General features: G+C 34.7%; 17 protein-coding genes and 2 tRNA genes. 10 read left to right on the forward strand and 9 right to left on the reverse strand.

All coding sequences use genetic code 11. From position 1 onward, the window contains the following. Nucleotides 1-29 precede the first annotated feature (29 nt). Complete coding sequence (locus HMPREF0391_RS04920; protein ID WP_002835811.1) at nucleotides 30-983, reverse strand: phosphate ABC transporter substrate-binding protein; 954 nt, start codon at nucleotides 981-983, stop codon at nucleotides 30-32. 181 nt (nucleotides 984-1,164) lie between these two features. On the opposite strand from HMPREF0391_RS04920, the gene HMPREF0391_RS04925 reads away from it, so the two are divergent. The 5 genes from HMPREF0391_RS04925 (at nucleotide 1,165) to HMPREF0391_RS04945 (ending at nucleotide 5,775) form a co-directional block, all read left to right on the forward strand. Then, the gene (locus HMPREF0391_RS04925; protein WP_002835813.1) at nucleotides 1,165-1,491 is read left to right on the forward strand and encodes a carboxymuconolactone decarboxylase family protein; all 327 of its coding nucleotides are present in this window, start codon (nucleotides 1,165-1,167) and stop codon (nucleotides 1,489-1,491) included. Nucleotides 1,492-1,584: 93 nt separating this feature from the next. Continuing rightward, nucleotides 1,585-2,142: a TetR/AcrR family transcriptional regulator gene (locus tag HMPREF0391_RS04930; protein WP_002835814.1), complete on the forward strand. Its 558-nt coding sequence runs from the start codon at nucleotides 1,585-1,587 to the stop codon at nucleotides 2,140-2,142. 150 nt (nucleotides 2,143-2,292) lie between these two features. Next, complete coding sequence (locus HMPREF0391_RS04935) at nucleotides 2,293-3,690, forward strand: radical SAM protein (RefSeq protein WP_002835815.1); 1,398 nt, start codon at nucleotides 2,293-2,295, stop codon at nucleotides 3,688-3,690. A 96-nt stretch (nucleotides 3,691-3,786) separates the two neighbouring features. Then, the gene (gene msrB / locus HMPREF0391_RS04940; RefSeq protein WP_002835816.1) at nucleotides 3,787-4,731 is read left to right on the forward strand and encodes a peptide-methionine (R)-S-oxide reductase MsrB; all 945 of its coding nucleotides are present in this window, start codon (nucleotides 3,787-3,789) and stop codon (nucleotides 4,729-4,731) included. A 132-nt stretch (nucleotides 4,732-4,863) separates the two neighbouring features. After that, nucleotides 4,864-5,775, forward strand: a complete 912-nt coding sequence (locus HMPREF0391_RS04945; protein ID WP_002835817.1) for a DMT family transporter — start codon at nucleotides 4,864-4,866, stop codon at nucleotides 5,773-5,775. A gap of 62 nt (nucleotides 5,776-5,837) precedes the next feature. Here the strand turns inward: HMPREF0391_RS04945 and HMPREF0391_RS04950 are convergent. Further along, nucleotides 5,838-5,927, reverse strand: a tRNA-Ser gene (locus HMPREF0391_RS04950). 98 nt (nucleotides 5,928-6,025) lie between these two features. Here HMPREF0391_RS04950 and HMPREF0391_RS04955 point away from each other — a divergent pair. Next, entirely contained in the window at nucleotides 6,026-6,715 is a 690-nt protein-coding gene (locus HMPREF0391_RS04955; RefSeq protein ID WP_002835818.1) for a gamma-glutamyl-gamma-aminobutyrate hydrolase family protein, read from the forward strand. 74 nt (nucleotides 6,716-6,789) lie between these two features. Here HMPREF0391_RS04955 and HMPREF0391_RS04960 read toward each other — a convergent pair whose 3' ends face one another. Then, nucleotides 6,790-7,128: an arsenic metallochaperone ArsD family protein gene (locus HMPREF0391_RS04960; RefSeq protein ID WP_002835819.1), complete on the reverse strand. Its 339-nt coding sequence runs from the start codon at nucleotides 7,126-7,128 to the stop codon at nucleotides 6,790-6,792. An 82-nt stretch (nucleotides 7,129-7,210) separates the two neighbouring features. Between HMPREF0391_RS04960 and HMPREF0391_RS04965 the strand changes: the two genes are divergently transcribed. Next, nucleotides 7,211-7,987: a TraX family protein gene (locus HMPREF0391_RS04965; protein WP_002835821.1), complete on the forward strand. Its 777-nt coding sequence runs from the start codon at nucleotides 7,211-7,213 to the stop codon at nucleotides 7,985-7,987. 60 nt (nucleotides 7,988-8,047) lie between these two features. After that, on the forward strand, nucleotides 8,048-9,196 hold the full coding sequence (locus HMPREF0391_RS04970; RefSeq protein ID WP_035109351.1) for a membrane protein: 1,149 nt from the start codon (nucleotides 8,048-8,050) through the stop codon (nucleotides 9,194-9,196). A gap of 43 nt (nucleotides 9,197-9,239) precedes the next feature. On the opposite strand, the gene HMPREF0391_RS04975 is transcribed toward HMPREF0391_RS04970, so the two are convergent. The 3 genes from HMPREF0391_RS04975 to brnQ form a co-directional block, all read right to left on the reverse strand. After that, on the reverse strand, nucleotides 9,240-9,779 hold the full coding sequence (locus HMPREF0391_RS04975; protein ID WP_002835823.1) for an isochorismatase family protein: 540 nt from the start codon (nucleotides 9,777-9,779) through the stop codon (nucleotides 9,240-9,242). A gap of 75 nt (nucleotides 9,780-9,854) precedes the next feature. Next, nucleotides 9,855-10,208 (reverse strand): YkvA family protein, encoded by a 354-nt coding sequence (locus HMPREF0391_RS04980; protein ID WP_002835824.1) that lies wholly within the window; start codon nucleotides 10,206-10,208, stop codon nucleotides 9,855-9,857. A gap of 70 nt (nucleotides 10,209-10,278) precedes the next feature. Beyond that, a complete protein-coding gene (brnQ, locus tag HMPREF0391_RS04985; RefSeq protein ID WP_002835825.1) occupies nucleotides 10,279-11,556 on the reverse strand; it encodes a branched-chain amino acid transport system II carrier protein in 1,278 nt (425 codons plus the stop codon). A 138-nt stretch (nucleotides 11,557-11,694) separates the two neighbouring features. Between brnQ and HMPREF0391_RS04990 the strand changes: the two genes are divergently transcribed. Continuing rightward, nucleotides 11,695-12,930, forward strand: a complete 1,236-nt coding sequence (locus tag HMPREF0391_RS04990) for a putative DNA modification/repair radical SAM protein (RefSeq protein WP_002835826.1) — start codon at nucleotides 11,695-11,697, stop codon at nucleotides 12,928-12,930. Nucleotides 12,931-12,932: 2 nt separating this feature from the next. Beyond that, nucleotides 12,933-13,676 carry a TIGR03915 family putative DNA repair protein gene (locus tag HMPREF0391_RS04995; protein ID WP_002835827.1) on the forward strand — a complete coding sequence of 248 codons (744 nt, stop codon included), beginning with the start codon at nucleotides 12,933-12,935 and terminating at the stop codon, nucleotides 13,674-13,676. Nucleotides 13,677-13,900: 224 nt separating this feature from the next. On the opposite strand, the gene HMPREF0391_RS05000 is transcribed toward HMPREF0391_RS04995, so the two are convergent. The 3 genes from HMPREF0391_RS05000 to HMPREF0391_RS05010 form a co-directional block, all read right to left on the reverse strand. After that, nucleotides 13,901-13,976 (reverse strand) — tRNA-Arg (locus HMPREF0391_RS05000). Between the two features lie 23 nt (nucleotides 13,977-13,999). After that, complete coding sequence (locus HMPREF0391_RS05005; protein WP_002835829.1) at nucleotides 14,000-15,184, reverse strand: D-alanyl-D-alanine carboxypeptidase family protein; 1,185 nt, start codon at nucleotides 15,182-15,184, stop codon at nucleotides 14,000-14,002. A gap of 8 nt (nucleotides 15,185-15,192) precedes the next feature. Further along, nucleotides 15,193-16,329, reverse strand: a complete 1,137-nt coding sequence (locus HMPREF0391_RS05010; RefSeq protein WP_002835830.1) for a glycosyltransferase — start codon at nucleotides 16,327-16,329, stop codon at nucleotides 15,193-15,195. Between the last annotated feature and the right edge of the window lie 9 nt (nucleotides 16,330-16,338).

Raw genomic sequence — 16,338 nt, forward strand, 5'->3', positions numbered from 1 at the left:
AGCAAAGTGATATCACTTTGCTTTTGAATTTATTTGTTAGGAATGAATCCCATATCTTTTATAGTTTCTTTACCTTCTTTTGAGTTTAGATAATCTATGAAAAGTTGTTCTGTTTTTGTCAAATCACCGCTCTTCATAATGACTAAAGGTCTTGAAATGTAATATGATTTATTCAAAATATTTTCTTCTGTAGGTTCAACGCCATCAACTTTCAAAGGAATTAATTTGCCTTTGTTTTGATTTGCGATACCGAATGATGCATATCCTATTGCGTTTGGATTTTCGATAATCTTAGAAACCAAAGCTCCCATAGTTGGTGCTTGTATTGCATCTTGTCTAACTTTTACATCTTTCATAACTTTCTTTTGGAATACTTCGTGTGCACCACCACTTAAATCACGAGTTACAACTACGATATCTTCTTGTGGAAGTGATGGATCGACATCGCTCCATTTTTTGTATTCGCCGGAGAAAATCTTCACAATTTCTTCCTTAGTTAAGTTACCTTGTTTTGCTGCAATTACATTATTTTTTGGATTAACAGCAAGTGTCAGTGCGTCTAGTCCCAAATTGTATTCTTTGTAATCTTTAACTTTTTCTTTTTCCTTGTCTTTTACTTCACGCGCTAACATTCCGAAGTTTGCAACGTTGTCCAACACAGCCTTTACCCCTGCGCCAGATCCACCAGCAGACACATAAATTGTTATGTTCTTGTCTGGTAACGAAGAATCAACCTTATCCCAAGTAACATTCTTTTCGATAAAAGTTGTAGAAATCTTACTGATAACAGGCGCTAAAGTAGATGACCCACTGAAGCTAATTTCGTAATTTTCTTTTGCTTTTGAATCTTCTTTTGATTCTTCCGATTCTGTTTTTTCTTCTGTTTTTTCATTAGAATTAGTTTTGTCAGAATTATTGGCACATCCTGTAAATCCTATCGCCATAACCATCATCAAAACTAATAATTTGTAAAGCTTTTTCATATTAACCTCCTAAATTTTATAGTTATATTATATCACATAAACTTTATTTTTATTTATATGAAAACGCTATAAATCCCCCATCATTTATTGAAATCTTCTATAATTAAGATTTTGTACGTTGTATTTGATAAGATTATATTAACAAGGCAATGCAAATTGTCGAAAAAATAGGAGGTAATTTATGGATAGTAAAGAAGTATTGGCTGAAAACTCAAAATTGTTTGGAGAACATTTGCCAGATGTAGCTAAGAATTTCTCTGGTATGTGTGGAGAAATTTTTAAAGACGGAAAATTATCTTTGAAGGAAAAAGAATTGATAGCTCTTGCAATCGGAATTACTGTAAAATGCGACGGATGTATCGTTCATCACACTAAAGGATGTATTGATGCAGGTTGTACAATCGAAGAAATCTCAGAAATGATGGAAGTTTGCGTTGCTATGGGTGGTGGCCCTGCTACAGTTTATGCTGGAAAATCTTTGAGAATTGCTGAAGAATTATTAAAATAATTACGATTGACTAGCTGCAAGCCATGTGCAGCTAGTTTTTTTGGTGGAAATTTTTCTAGTTTTGGAATATGATTATGTTAAAAGGGGGATTTTATGAACGCGGATTATACGAAGAAAATGATAATGGAAAATTTAATTAATCTTCTCAACAGAATACCTCTGAATAAAATTACGGTGAGAAAACTAGCTGAAGAATGTGGAATCAACAGAAACACTATTTATTATCATTTCAAAGATTTGAATCAAATCATAGACACGATTTTTGAAATAAGACTTAAGAGAGTGTTGAATGAATCGGATAATATTTCTTGGGAGGATAGTTTTATCGAAGAAATGCAGTTTGCTATTGAAAACAAAACTGCGATTTATCACATTTACAATTCTATTTCTAGAAAAACACTGTCTGATTATTTGTACAATAAATCGGGACAAATTATGAGAAACTACATAGAAAATGTGGACAAGGAAATTCATGCTAAAAAGGATGACAAGGAGATTATTATTAAATTCTTCCAAAGTGCAATTACGGATTTAATTATCAGATGGCTAACTTCAGGAATGGATGAGGATATCGAGAAGAAGATTAAAAGGATAGGATTTTTATTAAAAGATACTGTTAAATCTTCATTAACTAGGAGTAAAATGAATTAATTTTTTAGATTTTTTTCCATTTTTGTTAGAATTTTAGGCAAATACACCCTTTTGTCCAAAGACTTTGATTAACGTTTGAGATACAATGAAGTTAAGAGATATATCTAATAGGATAGTTCTAAAAATTTTAATATATGAAAAGGTGGTTATATGAAAATTATAGAAGCTGGAAAAAGATATGGATTTGATAAGGTATTCGATTATGTTGCGAAGGATCCTCAAAAACGAGGGGTACAATTAGTCGAATGGGCAGAAAACCTTTCTCACGGAGATTTTTCGCCTCAAATTAAAATTATAAGGGAAGTTTTCGAAGACGAAAATCACCCTTACCATAGTTTTGTGATGAAAATTTTCCAAGAAGTTGACAAAAAACAAATAAAAAAAGTAGCGTATAACTTTTTTATGAATGCGTCTGTTTTGGGATGGCAAACTCAACAAAAATACAGAGAAGAATACAATTGTAATATCCCATGGGCAATTTTGTTGGATCCTACATCTGCATGTAACTTAAAATGTACTGGATGTTGGGCTGCTGAATACGGCTACAAACAAAACTTAAGCTATGATGAGATTGATTCTATCATCACTCAAGGAAAAGAATTGGGAACTTATATGTACATATACACAGGCGGTGAACCTCTTGTGCGTAAAGATGATTTGATTAAATTGTGTGAAAAACACAACGACTGTGTATTCTTATCATTTACTAATGCAACTTTAATTGATGAAGATTTCGTAGACGAAATGCAAAGAGTTGGTAATTTCATTCCTGCGATTTCACTTGAAGGTTTTGAAGAAGCAACTGACGGTAGACGTGGAGAAGGTGTTTATAAAAAAGTAATCAAAGCAATGAAGATGCTACAAGAACGTCATTTGATTTACGGTATTTCTTGTTGCTATACTTCACAAAACTTTGATTCAATTACAAGCGAAGAATACTACGATTACCTAATAGAGTTAGGTGCGTATTTTGTGTGGTACTTCCACTATATGCCAGTTGGAAATGCTGCTGTAACTGATTTACTACCTACTCCTGAACAAAGAAAACAAACTATCGAAAGACTAAGAAAATACAGAGCTGAAAAACCATTATTCGCATTGGATTTCCAAAACGATGCTGAATATGTTGGAGGATGCATTGCAGGTGGAAGAAGATATCTTCACATTAACGCATCTGGAGATGTGGAACCTTGTGTTTTCATTCACTACAGCGATTCTAATATCAGAGAAAAATCTTTGTTGGATTGTTTGAGAGCTCCCCTATTTACAAAATATCATGACGGTCAACCATTCAACGATAATATGTTGATGCCTTGCCCAATGCTTGAAAATCCAAACGAACTTAGAGAAATGGTTCATAGCACTGATGCAAAATCTACTGATTTGGAATCTAAGCAAACTGTAGATTCACTTTGTGGTAACTGCGATGAATATGCGAAAAACTGGGAAGTTGAAGCAGAAGAAATCTGGGACAAGAGTCCTAAGAAGGAAAGATTCAAAGGTTCATATCACACAATGAATCGCCAAGAAACAATGAAATCAAAATAATTTCAATGAGCAGCTTTTAATAAGCTGCTTTTTGTATGCCAAATTTTTTTTGAATAAAAAATATTTAACTGGGTATAATTTTGTAAGAGGTGTAATATGAGATTTATTGAAAAAAGTACGATATATTTAGCTGGTGGATGTTTTTGGGGAGTGGAAGCTTATTTCAAAAAATTAAACGGTGTAATAGACACTGACACTGGCTATGCAAATGGCGATGGAACAGACACTGATTATAGAAGAGTAAAACAAACTCATCACGCAGAAACAGTGAGAATTGTCTATGATAAAAACAGGTTGGATTTGGCTGAAATTTTACTTCATTATTTCAGAATTATTAATCCTATTTCTGTGAATAAGCAAGGAAATGATGTTGGTGAACAATATCGAACTGGAATTTTCTACGAAGATGAAAAAGATTTGGAAATAATCAATTCTGTTATGAATTACATTCAAACAAAATACGATGAAAAGCTAACTGTTTTGGTCGAAAAATTACAAAACTTCGTGTTGGCAGAAGATTATCACCAAGATTATTTGGACAAAAATCCCGTCGGATATTGTCACGTTAATTTGAATGCTTTTGATGAAAGTTTGGATACGACTGAATACAAGAAGATGAGTGATGAAGAAATGAAGGAAAAATTGTCCGATGTAAGTTACAGGGTAACTCAAAATGAGGCTACTGAACGCCCTCACACATCTAGCTTTAATGATTTTGATGAAAGAGGAATTTACGTCGACATCGTAAGTGGTGAGCCGTTATTTTCTTCAAAGGACAAATACGATGCGGGCTGTGGTTGGCCATCATTTACGAAAACTATTACGTCGAGTTCTGTAAATTATTCTGACGATCACAAATTATCCAGAGTTAGAACTGAAGTTAGAAGCAAACACGCTGACAGTCATTTGGGTCATGTGTTCGACGATGGTCCTAGTGAAAAAGGCGGTCTTAGGTATTGCATCAACGGTGCAAGTTTGAGATTTGTACCATTAGAAAAAATGGAAGAAGAAGGATATTCACAATATATTCCGTTCGTATAAATCGGAAAATCACAAGGAGGATTTCGTTCCTCCTTTTTTTGTGTGCAAATTAATTTATTGGGCTTTTTAGGTGTTTACAAATCATACGAAAACTGGGATAATATATCTGAAATTAAATAAGAGGAGGAAAAAATGGATAAAAAGAAAGCAGATTTACTTGCTAAATTAGCGTTATTAATAGTAGCTATCCTTTGGGGAAGTTCTTTGACTGTGGTTAAGCAATCTTCCAAAACATTCAATCCCAACTTTATTTTGGCGATAAGATTTACGTTGGCAGCTATTTTATTATCAATCATTTTCTGGAAGAGACTTCGCCAAGCAAAATTTGACGACATAAAAAACGGACTTTTGATCGGAATATTTTTGTTCATGGCGTATTCATCACAAACTTTGGGCGTAAAATTCGCAGATCCTGGTAGAAGTGGATTCTTATCTGCATCTTATTGCGTAATCGTGCCGTTTTTGGGGTGGATTGTGTTCAAGCAAAGACCAGACAGATATAATTTGTCGGCGGCTGCTTTGTGTATAACTGGAATATTTTTCATATCGCTTTCGGGATCAAGCGCTCACGTAGATAATCCATTGGCATGGCTTGGAGATTTACTAGCTTTACTTAGCGGATTGTTGTTCGCATCGCACATAATCGCAGTAAGTGCACTTGCAAGAGGTCGTGATCCTATCGTCATGACGATATTGCAATTTATAATGGCGGCTGTGTTGTCTTGGATAACTACAATTGTAGTAGAAGACAATTCAAATCTTGTCGTAACTTCAAGATCTGTGATGGAATTATTGTACTTAGCAGTAATGTGTACAGCAGTTGCACTATTACTTCAAAACATCGGACAAAAATACACAAATCCATCCACTGCAGCAATTATTTTGGGATTCGAATCGATATTTGGAATTTTAATTCCTGTACTTATCGGAATCGAATCATTGACAGTTTTCTCAGTAATCGGATTTGTATTCATATTCGCAGCGATTTTGGTCAGCGAAACAAAACTTTCGTTCTTGAAGAAAAATAAAATAACTTCACAATAAATAGTACTTTTTTAGTACCAATTAAAAAACAGATAGCTAATTACAGCTATCTGTCTTTGTTTTGGCGGAGAAAGTGGGATTCGAACCCACGTGGGAAATAATCCCAAACGCATTTCGAGTGCGCCCCGTTATGACCACTTCGATATTTCTCCAAATATAATAATATTATAGCACTTTTGTTGATTTAATCAAAAAATGTGTTTTTGTTTTATCTTTGATATAATAATATTGAAATATAATTGGAGGAAATATGAAAATAATAGGACTTACACCACTTTACGATGTGGCAGAAAACAGACTTTTTATGCTTAGAAAATACATTGAACTTATCGAAAGAAACGGAGCTTACGCGGTGATTCTTCCGTTCAATTCCGATAGGAAATTCTTGGAAGAAATCGTCGACAGATTAGACGGGATTGTGTTCACAGGTGGAATTGATGTCGCTCCATCATATTATGGCGAAGACAAAATTTTGGAATGTGGAATTTCTTCAAACGTACGCGATGAATTGGAATTTAATTTGATGGATATTTGCTACAAAAAAGACATTCCAACATTGGGAATTTGTCGTGGACTACAAATAATGAATGTGTATTTGGGCGGAACTTTGTACCAAGATTTGAAAAAACAAAAGGACATTTCCATCATTCATTCCCAAGACAAACCATACAACGATTTGGTTCACGAGGTTAAAAATTACGGAATATTCAAAGAAAAATTCGGAGACAAGTTTTATGTGAATAGCCTTCATCATCAAGCAATCAAAGATGTGGCAGATGAGTTAGAAGTGTTGCAAAAATCTTCTGATGATATAGTGGAAGCGGCATACGTTAAGGACAAGAAGTTTTTCTTGGGAGTGCAATACCACCCTGAAATGGCGTTGGATACTTTATCCCAAGGTCATGAAATTGTCAAAATGTTTTTGGATTCAATAAAATAGATTCAAAAAGTGTTATGTAAACCTGTGATTGTCACAGGTTTTTTTATTTTCCTAAAACTTAGGAAAAAATCTTATCAGAATTTACGCTTATCGTTGACATAAGCTTGGTTCAAAATATTTCTGTCGATGTGAAGATAATCCAATATTTCGTAGCTTTTTGGATATCTTCCCGAAAGCACAACTTTTCCATCTACAACTGTGATTGGAAGTTTCATTCCGTCATCAATTTTCTGTGCAATCCCCTGTTGTTCGAATATTTCGGGATTCTTGTTTAATTTGAACCTGTCGACAACGACCTTTTTTGTTTTTAATTTCTCCAAGAAAAATGACAACATCACAGAATTTCTATTATCCATTTCATTTTCGAACAAATTATTCTCGTCTACTTTGTTCTCAAAAATCATCATTTTCATACTATCACCTATTATAATTATATCAGATAATAATGTGCTTTATTTATGATAAAATAGTTGTAACAAATTCAAGGAGATTATCATGCAACTTTTAACTGAAACTCAAAGGAAACATTATTTGGATATTTGGCACAGAGACAATGGAATATCAAGTTCTGGACTTAAAGTAATCGCCTGTATATCCATGCTTATCAGTCACATTGTGCAATGCAATATGCTTCAAAAATTCAACATTTATCCTACGATGACACTCACATCATCTGACTGGAGAGTCACAGTAGGAGCGTTAATGCTTTTTATCGGAAGAATTGCGTTTCCGATTTTCGCATTTCTGATTGTAAATGGAATGTTTCTAACTAGAAGCGTAGAAAAATACATAATAAGGTTGTTTTCCTTTGCGATTATTTCAGAAATTCCTTTTGATTTGGCGATTAGTGGTGAAATGTTCGATTTTTATCACCAAAATGTGTTCTTCACGTTGGCACTTTCTGCGTGTCTTATATTTGTCGTAGAAAAAATCGATAAATTCGACCAATCAAATTTAGTGAAGGCGATTTTAAAATTAATTTCCGTTGCTTTATTCTGTGTAATCGCCAATTACTACCACACAGACTATTCTATGCTTGGAATTTTAGCGGTGTTCTTGTTGTATTTGGGGTCATCTTCCAGAAGGAACACTTACATAGCGATATTGTTCGGGTATTTTTTCGAAGCGTATATGTATTTGTTCGTGTATCTGTCGATTCCTATCATTCACTTTTACAACGGCAAAAAAGGCAACATCAACAAATGGGCATTCTACATTTTCTATCCAACACATTTATTGCTGATTAGTTTTATTAGAGATGTCGTGTTGTAGTTTGAATTTTAAGCTGAAATACATTAGAATTATATATTATACTTTTTAATGGAGAATTTTATGGAAAAAACTAAAAAACAAAGTGAAATTTCGCTGGAATCTTTTGTGACAATCGCTGTCGTTTTCGGACTTTTCGGCTACATTGCAAAAGTTATGGGCCTTGGCAATATGTTCAATACTTTGATGAAAACGGCGCACGATTTGCTGCTTAACACTGTGTTTTTCATAATGGCAATCGCAGTTTTAACAGGTGCGTTGTCCAAGCTTTTAAGCGAATTTGGAGTTATTGCGCTAATCAACAAGATCATCAGCCCTATTATGAAACCACTTTACAATTTACCTGGAGCTTCGGCGCTTGGTATATTGACGACTTTTTTGTCGGATAATCCAGCAATCATTGGACTTGCAAAGGACAAAGGATTTGCCAAATATTTCAAGAATTATCAGCTTCCTACGTTGTGCAATTTGGGAACATCGTTCGGGATGGGATTTATCGTGTGGACTTTTATGTCTTCACTTGGAAATGGTACGGAATTTTTCAAGGCGGCATCCCTTGGAGTTTTGGGAGCAGTCGTGGGTTCTGTGGTTTCCGTAAGAATTATGATGCATTTCACGAAAAAATTCTACGCCGATACTGATGAACAAGTGGAATTTGAAGAAGAACAAACGATCAAAGAAAAAGAAGATTTGACTTTGATGGAAAGAATTTTGAATTCAATGCTTGAGGGTGGAAAATCTGGTGTACAAGCTGGGATGGACATTATTCCTGGAGTTGTTGTTATTTGTACGTTGGTTATGATTCTCACATCAACTGGAACTGTTAAGAATGGAACTGTAGTCTACACTGGAGCGGCCTATGAAGGAGTCGGTTTGATTCCAAAACTTGGAGCATTGCTAAATCCCATTTTGAAACCATTGTTCGGATTCACCTCATCAGAATGCATTGCATTTCCACTTACAGCTTTGGGAAGTGTCGGAGCAGCGCTTGGACTCGTTCCAAAATTATTGGAGAAAAATTTAATCACTGGAAATGACATCGCAGTTTTCACGGCCCTTGGAATGTGCTGGTCAGGATATTTGTCCACACATGTTGGAATGATGGACACATTAAACGCCAGAAAACTCGCACCAAAAGCAATTCTATCTCACACAATCGGAGGAGTAGCAGCTGGAATCAGCGCACATTTCTTGTATTTATTGTTAGGATAAAAAAATCCAACTTTGCTTTTCAGTAAGTAAAGTTGGATTTTTTTTATTTGATTAGTTTCGACAAAGTTTTAAATTCAGGACTTCCCGCCCTTTTCAAAATATCGAAAATCAACGTTTCAGAATTGATTACCAAACAGTCCATCTCTCTAAAATTTTGGATAGCATTCATTTTATTTTCAACATGCCTGCTTGTAACGCAATCTTCCAGCACAATCATCTTGTAATCGTCAATCAAATCACGTATCGTTTGGTAGACACAAATGTGAGTTTCCGCTCCGACAATTACGATTTGTTTCCTTCCAGTTTTTTCGATTTCATTCATAACATCATCAAGCTTTGCAGTAAAATCAACCTTGTCGAACACCTTCGTTTCATATTCCTTCAAACATTCTACAGTATCTCCAAGTCCTTTCGGATATTGGCGTGTCGTAATCACAGGAATATCGTAAATTCTCGCCATCTCCAACACAGCCTTCGTGTGATTAAGCACGTATTCATTATCGTGAAGAACAGGCACCAATTTCTCTTGCAAATCAATCAACAAAATTATCATATCGTCTTTGTTCACATTAAACTTTTCCATATCTCACCTCAAAACTATCATACCATAAAAAAACACGCCTCGCAGCGTGTTTTGATTTATTTAAAATTTCAATAACTATTTCACCACATTTTTGTAAATCAAAAAGCTTATCAAAAGTAGTATTCCCACTCCAACGACTATTCCAACTATTTTTAGTTTGGAGTTTAGTTGTTCTGCTTTTTCTTCGCTGGTGTCGATGATTTCTTCGGGGATGAATTTCTTTGCCACCATCATTAGTGATGGAGCGAGGATTAAATCATCTAAGATTCCCAATCCTGCGACGAAATCCGGCACGAAATCCACAGGGCTTACTACGTAAAGCACTGACAATGCCAATACTATTTTCGACAATAATGGTGTTTGTTTATTAAAAAATGCATACCACAATGTTGGTATTTCGTTCTTCAAGCCAAATAATTTTTTAATCATTAACTCACCTCAAATATATTATACCATACATTGCACGATATATCGTATTACATAATAGTTACAATTTGTTTTATTTTTTTATTTTTCCTATTAATCCTCCAATGGCTGCTGGAATTATCCAAATAAAACTTTTGACTTGCATTGGAAATACTGATTCGATTGTTTTCAACAAACCGAAATCCAATTTGAATCCGTTAAGTAGTACTATAATTGCATAAATCGACACTCCTATTATGGATCCTAATTTTACGTTTCGTGAGAATGTGTCTTGTTTGAACAAATTCAAGAAAATCAAAACTATTGCCACAGGATATATCGCTGTCAAAAACGGTGCGGAAATTTTTAGTATTTTTTCAACGCCAACTACCGCGAAGAATGCACTGAAAACTGTGGAAATTATTATGATTAAATCGTATGAGATAACTCCGTTTGTTTTTTCTTTGAGCATATCACTGAAGAATTGTCCAACTGTTGTTGTAAGTCCAATTGCTGTTGTGAGGCATGCCAATGCCATTGCAACGCAGATTAATACTTTTCCCAAAATCCCCAAATGTTGGTAGCAAATGTATAACAACAAATCAACTCTTTCGACATTTCCTAGGTTGAACTTGGATGTGGCAGCTCCGAGGTAAATCAATCCTCCGTAGACGAAGCATAGTCCTATAGCTGCTATGATTGACGCTTTTATTGTATATTGTTTGATAGTTTTGTCATCTGTAATTCCGTATCCCATAAATCCTTTGGTAACTACAATTGCAAATACTAATGATGCCAACGCATCCATGGTTTGATATCCTTCTTCAAAGCTTGATTGGAAGACTTGAATTTGATATGTATTCACAGGCGTTGCAACGGGAGATATTATTCCTTTGAAAATAATCACGACAAGAGTTGCAATCAACAACGGCGTCAAAATTTTTCCCAAATTATCTATTATGCTGCTTGGTTTTCTGACGAATAAATACACACAAGCAAAAAATACTACCGTGAGCAAAACAGAATTTGCTCCTTTGAAAAATCCTTTTTGAATTATTTCTACTGTTGTTGCTGCAGTCCTTGGAATTGCAAGTCCTGGTCCTATCGCAAGCATAATTATAGTTGAGAATATTAGTGAAAATCGCGGACTTATAGTGTTGCCGATTTTTTCAATTGTTCCTCCGCTTTTTGTCGCTGCGAGTAATCCCAAGAAAACCAGTCCTACTGCGCTTAGCAAAAATCCTAATGTCGCAATCAAATACTGATTTCCTACTTTATTACCCAAAAACGGTGGAAATATCAAATTCCCCGCTCCCAAAAACATCGAAAATAGTGCGAATCCACTAACAAATATTAATTTCCTGTTTTTCATAATTACCTCTGTATAAATATTTTAAATTTTTATTAGTTCTTACAATTCTACCACAATTTCTTCCAGATAACAACTTTTTTCTAAAAAACAAACTTGTGCGAATGTTTGTTTTATTATAAAATACTAATAGGTGATATTATGGAATTAAAACGCAAATTATCAATATTATCAGACGCTGCCAAGTACGATGTTAGTTGTTCTTCTAGTGGTTCAAAAAGGAAAAATACCTCTGACGGAATCGGCGCGGCGCAGAATTCTGGAATATGTCACAGCTGGTCTGAAGACGGAAGGTGCATTTCGCTACTTAAAATTTTACTCACAAACAAATGCATTTACAGTTGTGAATACTGCGTCAACAGAAAAGAAAACAACATCGAAAGAGCAGAATTCACTCCAGAAGAAGTGGCTGATTTGACTATAAATTTTTACAAAAGAAATTACATAGAAGGATTATTCCTGTCGAGTGGAGTTGTAAAAAGTCCAGACCACACGATGATAAAGCTTATAAGAGTTGCGGAAATTCTTCGCAATGAGAAAAAATTCAACGGATACATTCACATGAAGGCAATCCCAGGTGCAAGTGAAGAATTAATCGAAAGACTAGGAAGGCTTATCGATCGTATGAGTATCAACATAGAACTTCCTACGAAGTCAAGCTTGAAGATGCTCGCTCCCCAAAAAACGTATGAGTCCATTGAAAAACCGATGGATTTTATTAACGAATCCATCACTCAGTACAAAATCGACAGGAAAACTATCAGAAAAACTCCTTTGTTTTTACCAGCTGGTCAATCCACTCAAATGATAGTCGGAGCAGGTCGTGAATCGGATCTTACAATTATCAACAAAGCAAGTAGCCTTTATGAAGACTATAAGCTCAAAAGAGTTTTCTATTCGGGATTTGTCCCTGTAATTAAATCGAAATACACAGACGGAATCAAAAAAGTTCCCATGCTACGTGAACACAGGTTGTATCAAGCAGATTGGCTGATGCGTTTTTACAAATTCAAATCAAACGAAATTTTGAACGAACAAAACCCGTTTTTTGATTTGACATTAGATCCCAAAGCATTCTGGGCAGTGCAAAACGTAGCAAACTTTCCAATAGAAATAAATCGCGCATCTTATGAAGAACTTCTTCGTGTTCCAGGATTCGGTCCAACATATGCGATGAGAATTATAAATGCGAGAAAATTTGCCAACCTCAACTACGACGATTTGACCTCTCTTAAAATCTCACTGAAAAAAGCTAAAAACTTCATACTTGTAAACGGAGTATACCGCGGACAAAAATACAGCACAAAAGACGATTTGCTGGATATTTTGAGAATACAAGAAGGGAAAAATGTAACACAACTTAGTTTTTTGGAGTAGATATGAGATACAGTTATGACAACAGCTTAGACGGCTTGTTTACGGTGATCTTTGAACAGTACAGACATATTGAAAATTCAATTATCGTTGTGAAATCAGAGCAATTGGATTTTTTGAATGATGACATATACATTGAAACAAATACTGACAAATCATCACGTGTGAAAAAATCGATAATAGACAAATTCGGATTCAACTTTTATCGTAGCATCAACTACGCATTCGTCTCAGAAAATCCCTACAAATCGACAATTATCGCTAAGACAATCAAAAATATGTACACATACAGCTACAACTTCATTAACTCTTCTGACAAAATTGCTGTCCAATTCAACAGCCTGTGCAAATATTCCACAAGAGAACTTCACGCATATAAAGGACTTCTTAGATTCAAAGAAATCCAAGACAATTTCTTGTTCGCAGAATTCGAACCTAACAACGATATTTTGGAATTACTCACATATCATTTCAAAAACAGATTGAGAAATGAAAAGTTTGTGATTTACGATAAGAAAAGAAATAAGTGTGCAATATATGTGGACAATGATTTGGCATTTTACGATGTACAAGAAATCTTCAAAGAAGAATCTGATGAAGAGAAAATGTTCGAAGATTGCTGGATAGAATTCTACAATTCAGTCGGTATAAAAGAACGCCAAAACCTCAAACTTATGCAGAATAATATGCCGAAAAGATACTGGAAATATTTACCAGAGAAAAATAAAATTTACGATAACGAAAAATAATTGTTGTATTTACACTTAAATAATTTGAAATAATAAGTGTATATGCAACAATATGATTTTAAAAAAATCAGTAGTGATGCTTTTTATATTTGTTCCCTTTTTGTTCCCTTTTTGTTCCCTTTTTGTTCCCTTTCTACAAGAATCTTAAAGAATTGTGAGTACTATCTGTAAAATTCTATAAAATAAAAACAAGCCTAGAACGTGTAAATTCTAGGCTTTCTGCTTGGTACTCCCACCCGGATTCGAACCGGGGATGCCCCCTTAGGAGGGGGGTATTATATCCAGCTTAATTATGGAAGCACATAAAACCGACTCAAATCGGCTTATGATGTAAGAAGTGCTTCTAATAATTCGTAAGTGTATTTGGCACTTCTTTTTATTCTGGTTAATGTGTCTGCTTTTTCGTAAGGTTTTTTGACAACGAGACTTACTTCTCTCTTGTCGCCTTTTCCAGTGTCGATTACAACTTTTCCGACGATTTGTCCTTTTTTCAAAGGAGCTTTCAAGTCTTTTTTGATGTCGACTTTTTGTTGCAGACCTGTTTTTGTATTATACAAAATGGATACGTCTTCTGTCGGATAAATCTCAACGTTTTTGTCAACAACGCTGTTGACTGATTTCGTTTCGATTGGTTTTTCGCTGTTTAATATATTAATTGGCTCAAATGAATTTCTGACGTACTCCAATATTATTTTTTGGTAAGTATTTCTATCGTATTTTGTGGGAGCTCCCATCAATACGGAAACTACTTTGTTGTTCGGATTGTTTGGTTTCAAACTCATCGTAGTTATCAAACAGTATCCAGCTTTTTCAGTTGTTCCTGTTTTAAATCCATCTACGCCTTCGATTTTTCCTAAAAATGGAACTGTAGTCACGCCTTCGTATTTTCTAGACGGCATACTAAGTTTTTGTGTTTTTGTGTAATTTAAAACTTGTGGGTAATTGTTGATTGTATAAGTGGTTAATTTCGCCAAATCTTTTGCACTCATCATGTTTTCCTTGTCGTTTTCAGGATAACCTGATGCAGAATAAAACTTCGCAGATTCCAATTCTAATTCGGCTGCTTTTTTGTTCATTCTTTCGACAAATTTTGCCACAGATCCTTCTGATTTCACTGCTAATTCGTCTGCGGCGTCATTTCCACTGACTATCATCATTCCCCTTATCAAATCATTTACAGTTACTTCTTCGCCTTTTTTAAGTTGCATAGTACTCGCTTCAGGCTTTGCGTATTGTGTTTGGATTTTGATTTTATCGTCGAGCTTGTATTTGTTTGCGTTGATATCTTCCATAACTAAAACATAAGTCATGATTTTAGTAAGCGATGCTATAGCATAAGGTTTATTTTCGTTGTAATTCAACAATTCTTGGGAATAATCCTGTTCAATCGTGTAATACGAGTTTACTTTGTTTTCAAATCCCAACTTAGAGTCCGCTTTTGATAATGCAGGTTGAAATACAATAGCAAGTATTAACATTAAGGGTATTATTTTTTTAATACTCTTCATTTCTCACCTCATCTTTTCGATATAACTTCTTCGTACACTTTTATTACATCATCTGTAATTTTTTCTTCGGAATATACTTCTTTGATATCGTGTGATATTTTTTCCCTGTCGTATTTTTCAATATTATCGTGCATATATCTTAACGCTTCGGCTAACTTCTCAACGTTAAATCTATCAACCAATATTCCATTTTCTTCATTTATTAAATGTTCTGGCCCACCGCACTTGCTAGCAACCACAGGTAATCCTGCAGACAATGCTTCCAAATACGCCAACCCAAAAGTTTCTGAATACGAATACAAGCAAAACATATCCGCATTATTGTAGCCTTCAACGATTTTTTCTCTTTTTGTTGATCCAGGAAGAAATACTTGGTCTGTCAAATTCAACTCTTCGACCATTTTAAGTAACGGTTTTCGCAAAAATCCGTCCCCATAAATCGTAAGCTTCACATGCTTATCGTTCGAAAAAGCAATGTTGAACGCCTCGATTAATTCTTGTGGACCTTTTGTCGTGATTACATTCCCAGTGGATACGATGTTGAAGATGTCTCCTCTTTTGAAATTCTCGTTGTTTTTGAAAATCGTAAGATTTGGAATAATCGCAATCTCCGTGGAATCTTTTCCAAATTCTTCTTTGATTTTCTCTTTGAATTTGGGACTTACAGTTATAAGCCCGTCTGTCCTGTCGTAAGTTTCTTCGGCGATTCTTCTGTAAGAAGGTTTGATAGTGTCTTGATTTACAACAGAATTGCATTCTGTAAGTACGAATGGAATGTTCAACTCTTTAGCAAGTTTGGATGCGTAATATCCTTGGTCTGTAAAATAAGTGTGGATTACATCCGGTCTTCCTTCGATTTTCTCCACTTTTTTGTAGAAATGTCTCAGTACCAAATAAGAAAAGTCATAAAGGCTTTTGACTATATATCTTCCAATCGGAAAATGAAAGGAATACACTTTGACATTATCTCTTATAAAATATTCACTTTTATATTTGCGAAAACGTCTAAGTGATCTGAAATCAAGTGCAATCAACACAACTTCTACGCCTTTTTTTGCTAGTGCAATTGCCTGATCCAATTCAAATATTCCGTTCATTTTGTATTTATCCGTCGGATATCCTCTAGCGATTATATAAGCCTTCATTTCTTTTCC

The organism is Finegoldia magna ATCC 53516 (assembly GCF_000159695.1).
Taxonomy (GTDB): Bacteria; Bacillota; Clostridia; order Tissierellales; family Peptoniphilaceae; genus Finegoldia; species Finegoldia magna_F.

Excerpts from the sequence above, each read along its gene's own strand:
- HMPREF0391_RS04920 (WP_002835811.1), bottom strand. The coding sequence starts at position 983 with ATGAAAAAGCTTTACAAATTATTAGTTTTGATGATGGTTATGGCGATA.
- HMPREF0391_RS04925 (WP_002835813.1), top strand. The coding sequence starts at position 1,165 with ATGGATAGTAAAGAAGTATTGGCTGAAAACTCAAAATTGTTTGGAGAA.
- HMPREF0391_RS04930 (WP_002835814.1), top strand. The coding sequence starts at position 1,585 with ATGAACGCGGATTATACGAAGAAAATGATAATGGAAAATTTAATTAAT.
- HMPREF0391_RS04935 (WP_002835815.1), top strand. The coding sequence starts at position 2,293 with ATGAAAATTATAGAAGCTGGAAAAAGATATGGATTTGATAAGGTATTC.
- msrB (WP_002835816.1), top strand. The coding sequence starts at position 3,787 with ATGAGATTTATTGAAAAAAGTACGATATATTTAGCTGGTGGATGTTTT.
- HMPREF0391_RS04945 (WP_002835817.1), top strand. The coding sequence starts at position 4,864 with ATGGATAAAAAGAAAGCAGATTTACTTGCTAAATTAGCGTTATTAATA.
- HMPREF0391_RS04955 (WP_002835818.1), top strand. The coding sequence starts at position 6,026 with ATGAAAATAATAGGACTTACACCACTTTACGATGTGGCAGAAAACAGA.
- HMPREF0391_RS04960 (WP_002835819.1), bottom strand. The coding sequence starts at position 7,128 with ATGAAAATGATGATTTTTGAGAACAAAGTAGACGAGAATAATTTGTTC.
- HMPREF0391_RS04965 (WP_002835821.1), top strand. The coding sequence starts at position 7,211 with ATGCAACTTTTAACTGAAACTCAAAGGAAACATTATTTGGATATTTGG.
- HMPREF0391_RS04970 (WP_035109351.1), top strand. The coding sequence starts at position 8,048 with ATGGAAAAAACTAAAAAACAAAGTGAAATTTCGCTGGAATCTTTTGTG.
- HMPREF0391_RS04975 (WP_002835823.1), bottom strand. The coding sequence starts at position 9,779 with ATGGAAAAGTTTAATGTGAACAAAGACGATATGATAATTTTGTTGATT.
- HMPREF0391_RS04980 (WP_002835824.1), bottom strand. The coding sequence starts at position 10,208 with ATGATTAAAAAATTATTTGGCTTGAAGAACGAAATACCAACATTGTGG.
- brnQ (WP_002835825.1), bottom strand. The coding sequence starts at position 11,556 with ATGAAAAACAGGAAATTAATATTTGTTAGTGGATTCGCACTATTTTCG.
- HMPREF0391_RS04990 (WP_002835826.1), top strand. The coding sequence starts at position 11,695 with ATGGAATTAAAACGCAAATTATCAATATTATCAGACGCTGCCAAGTAC.
- HMPREF0391_RS04995 (WP_002835827.1), top strand. The coding sequence starts at position 12,933 with ATGAGATACAGTTATGACAACAGCTTAGACGGCTTGTTTACGGTGATC.
- HMPREF0391_RS05005 (WP_002835829.1), bottom strand. The coding sequence starts at position 15,184 with ATGAAGAGTATTAAAAAAATAATACCCTTAATGTTAATACTTGCTATT.
- HMPREF0391_RS05010 (WP_002835830.1), bottom strand. The coding sequence starts at position 16,329 with ATGAAGGCTTATATAATCGCTAGAGGATATCCGACGGATAAATACAAA.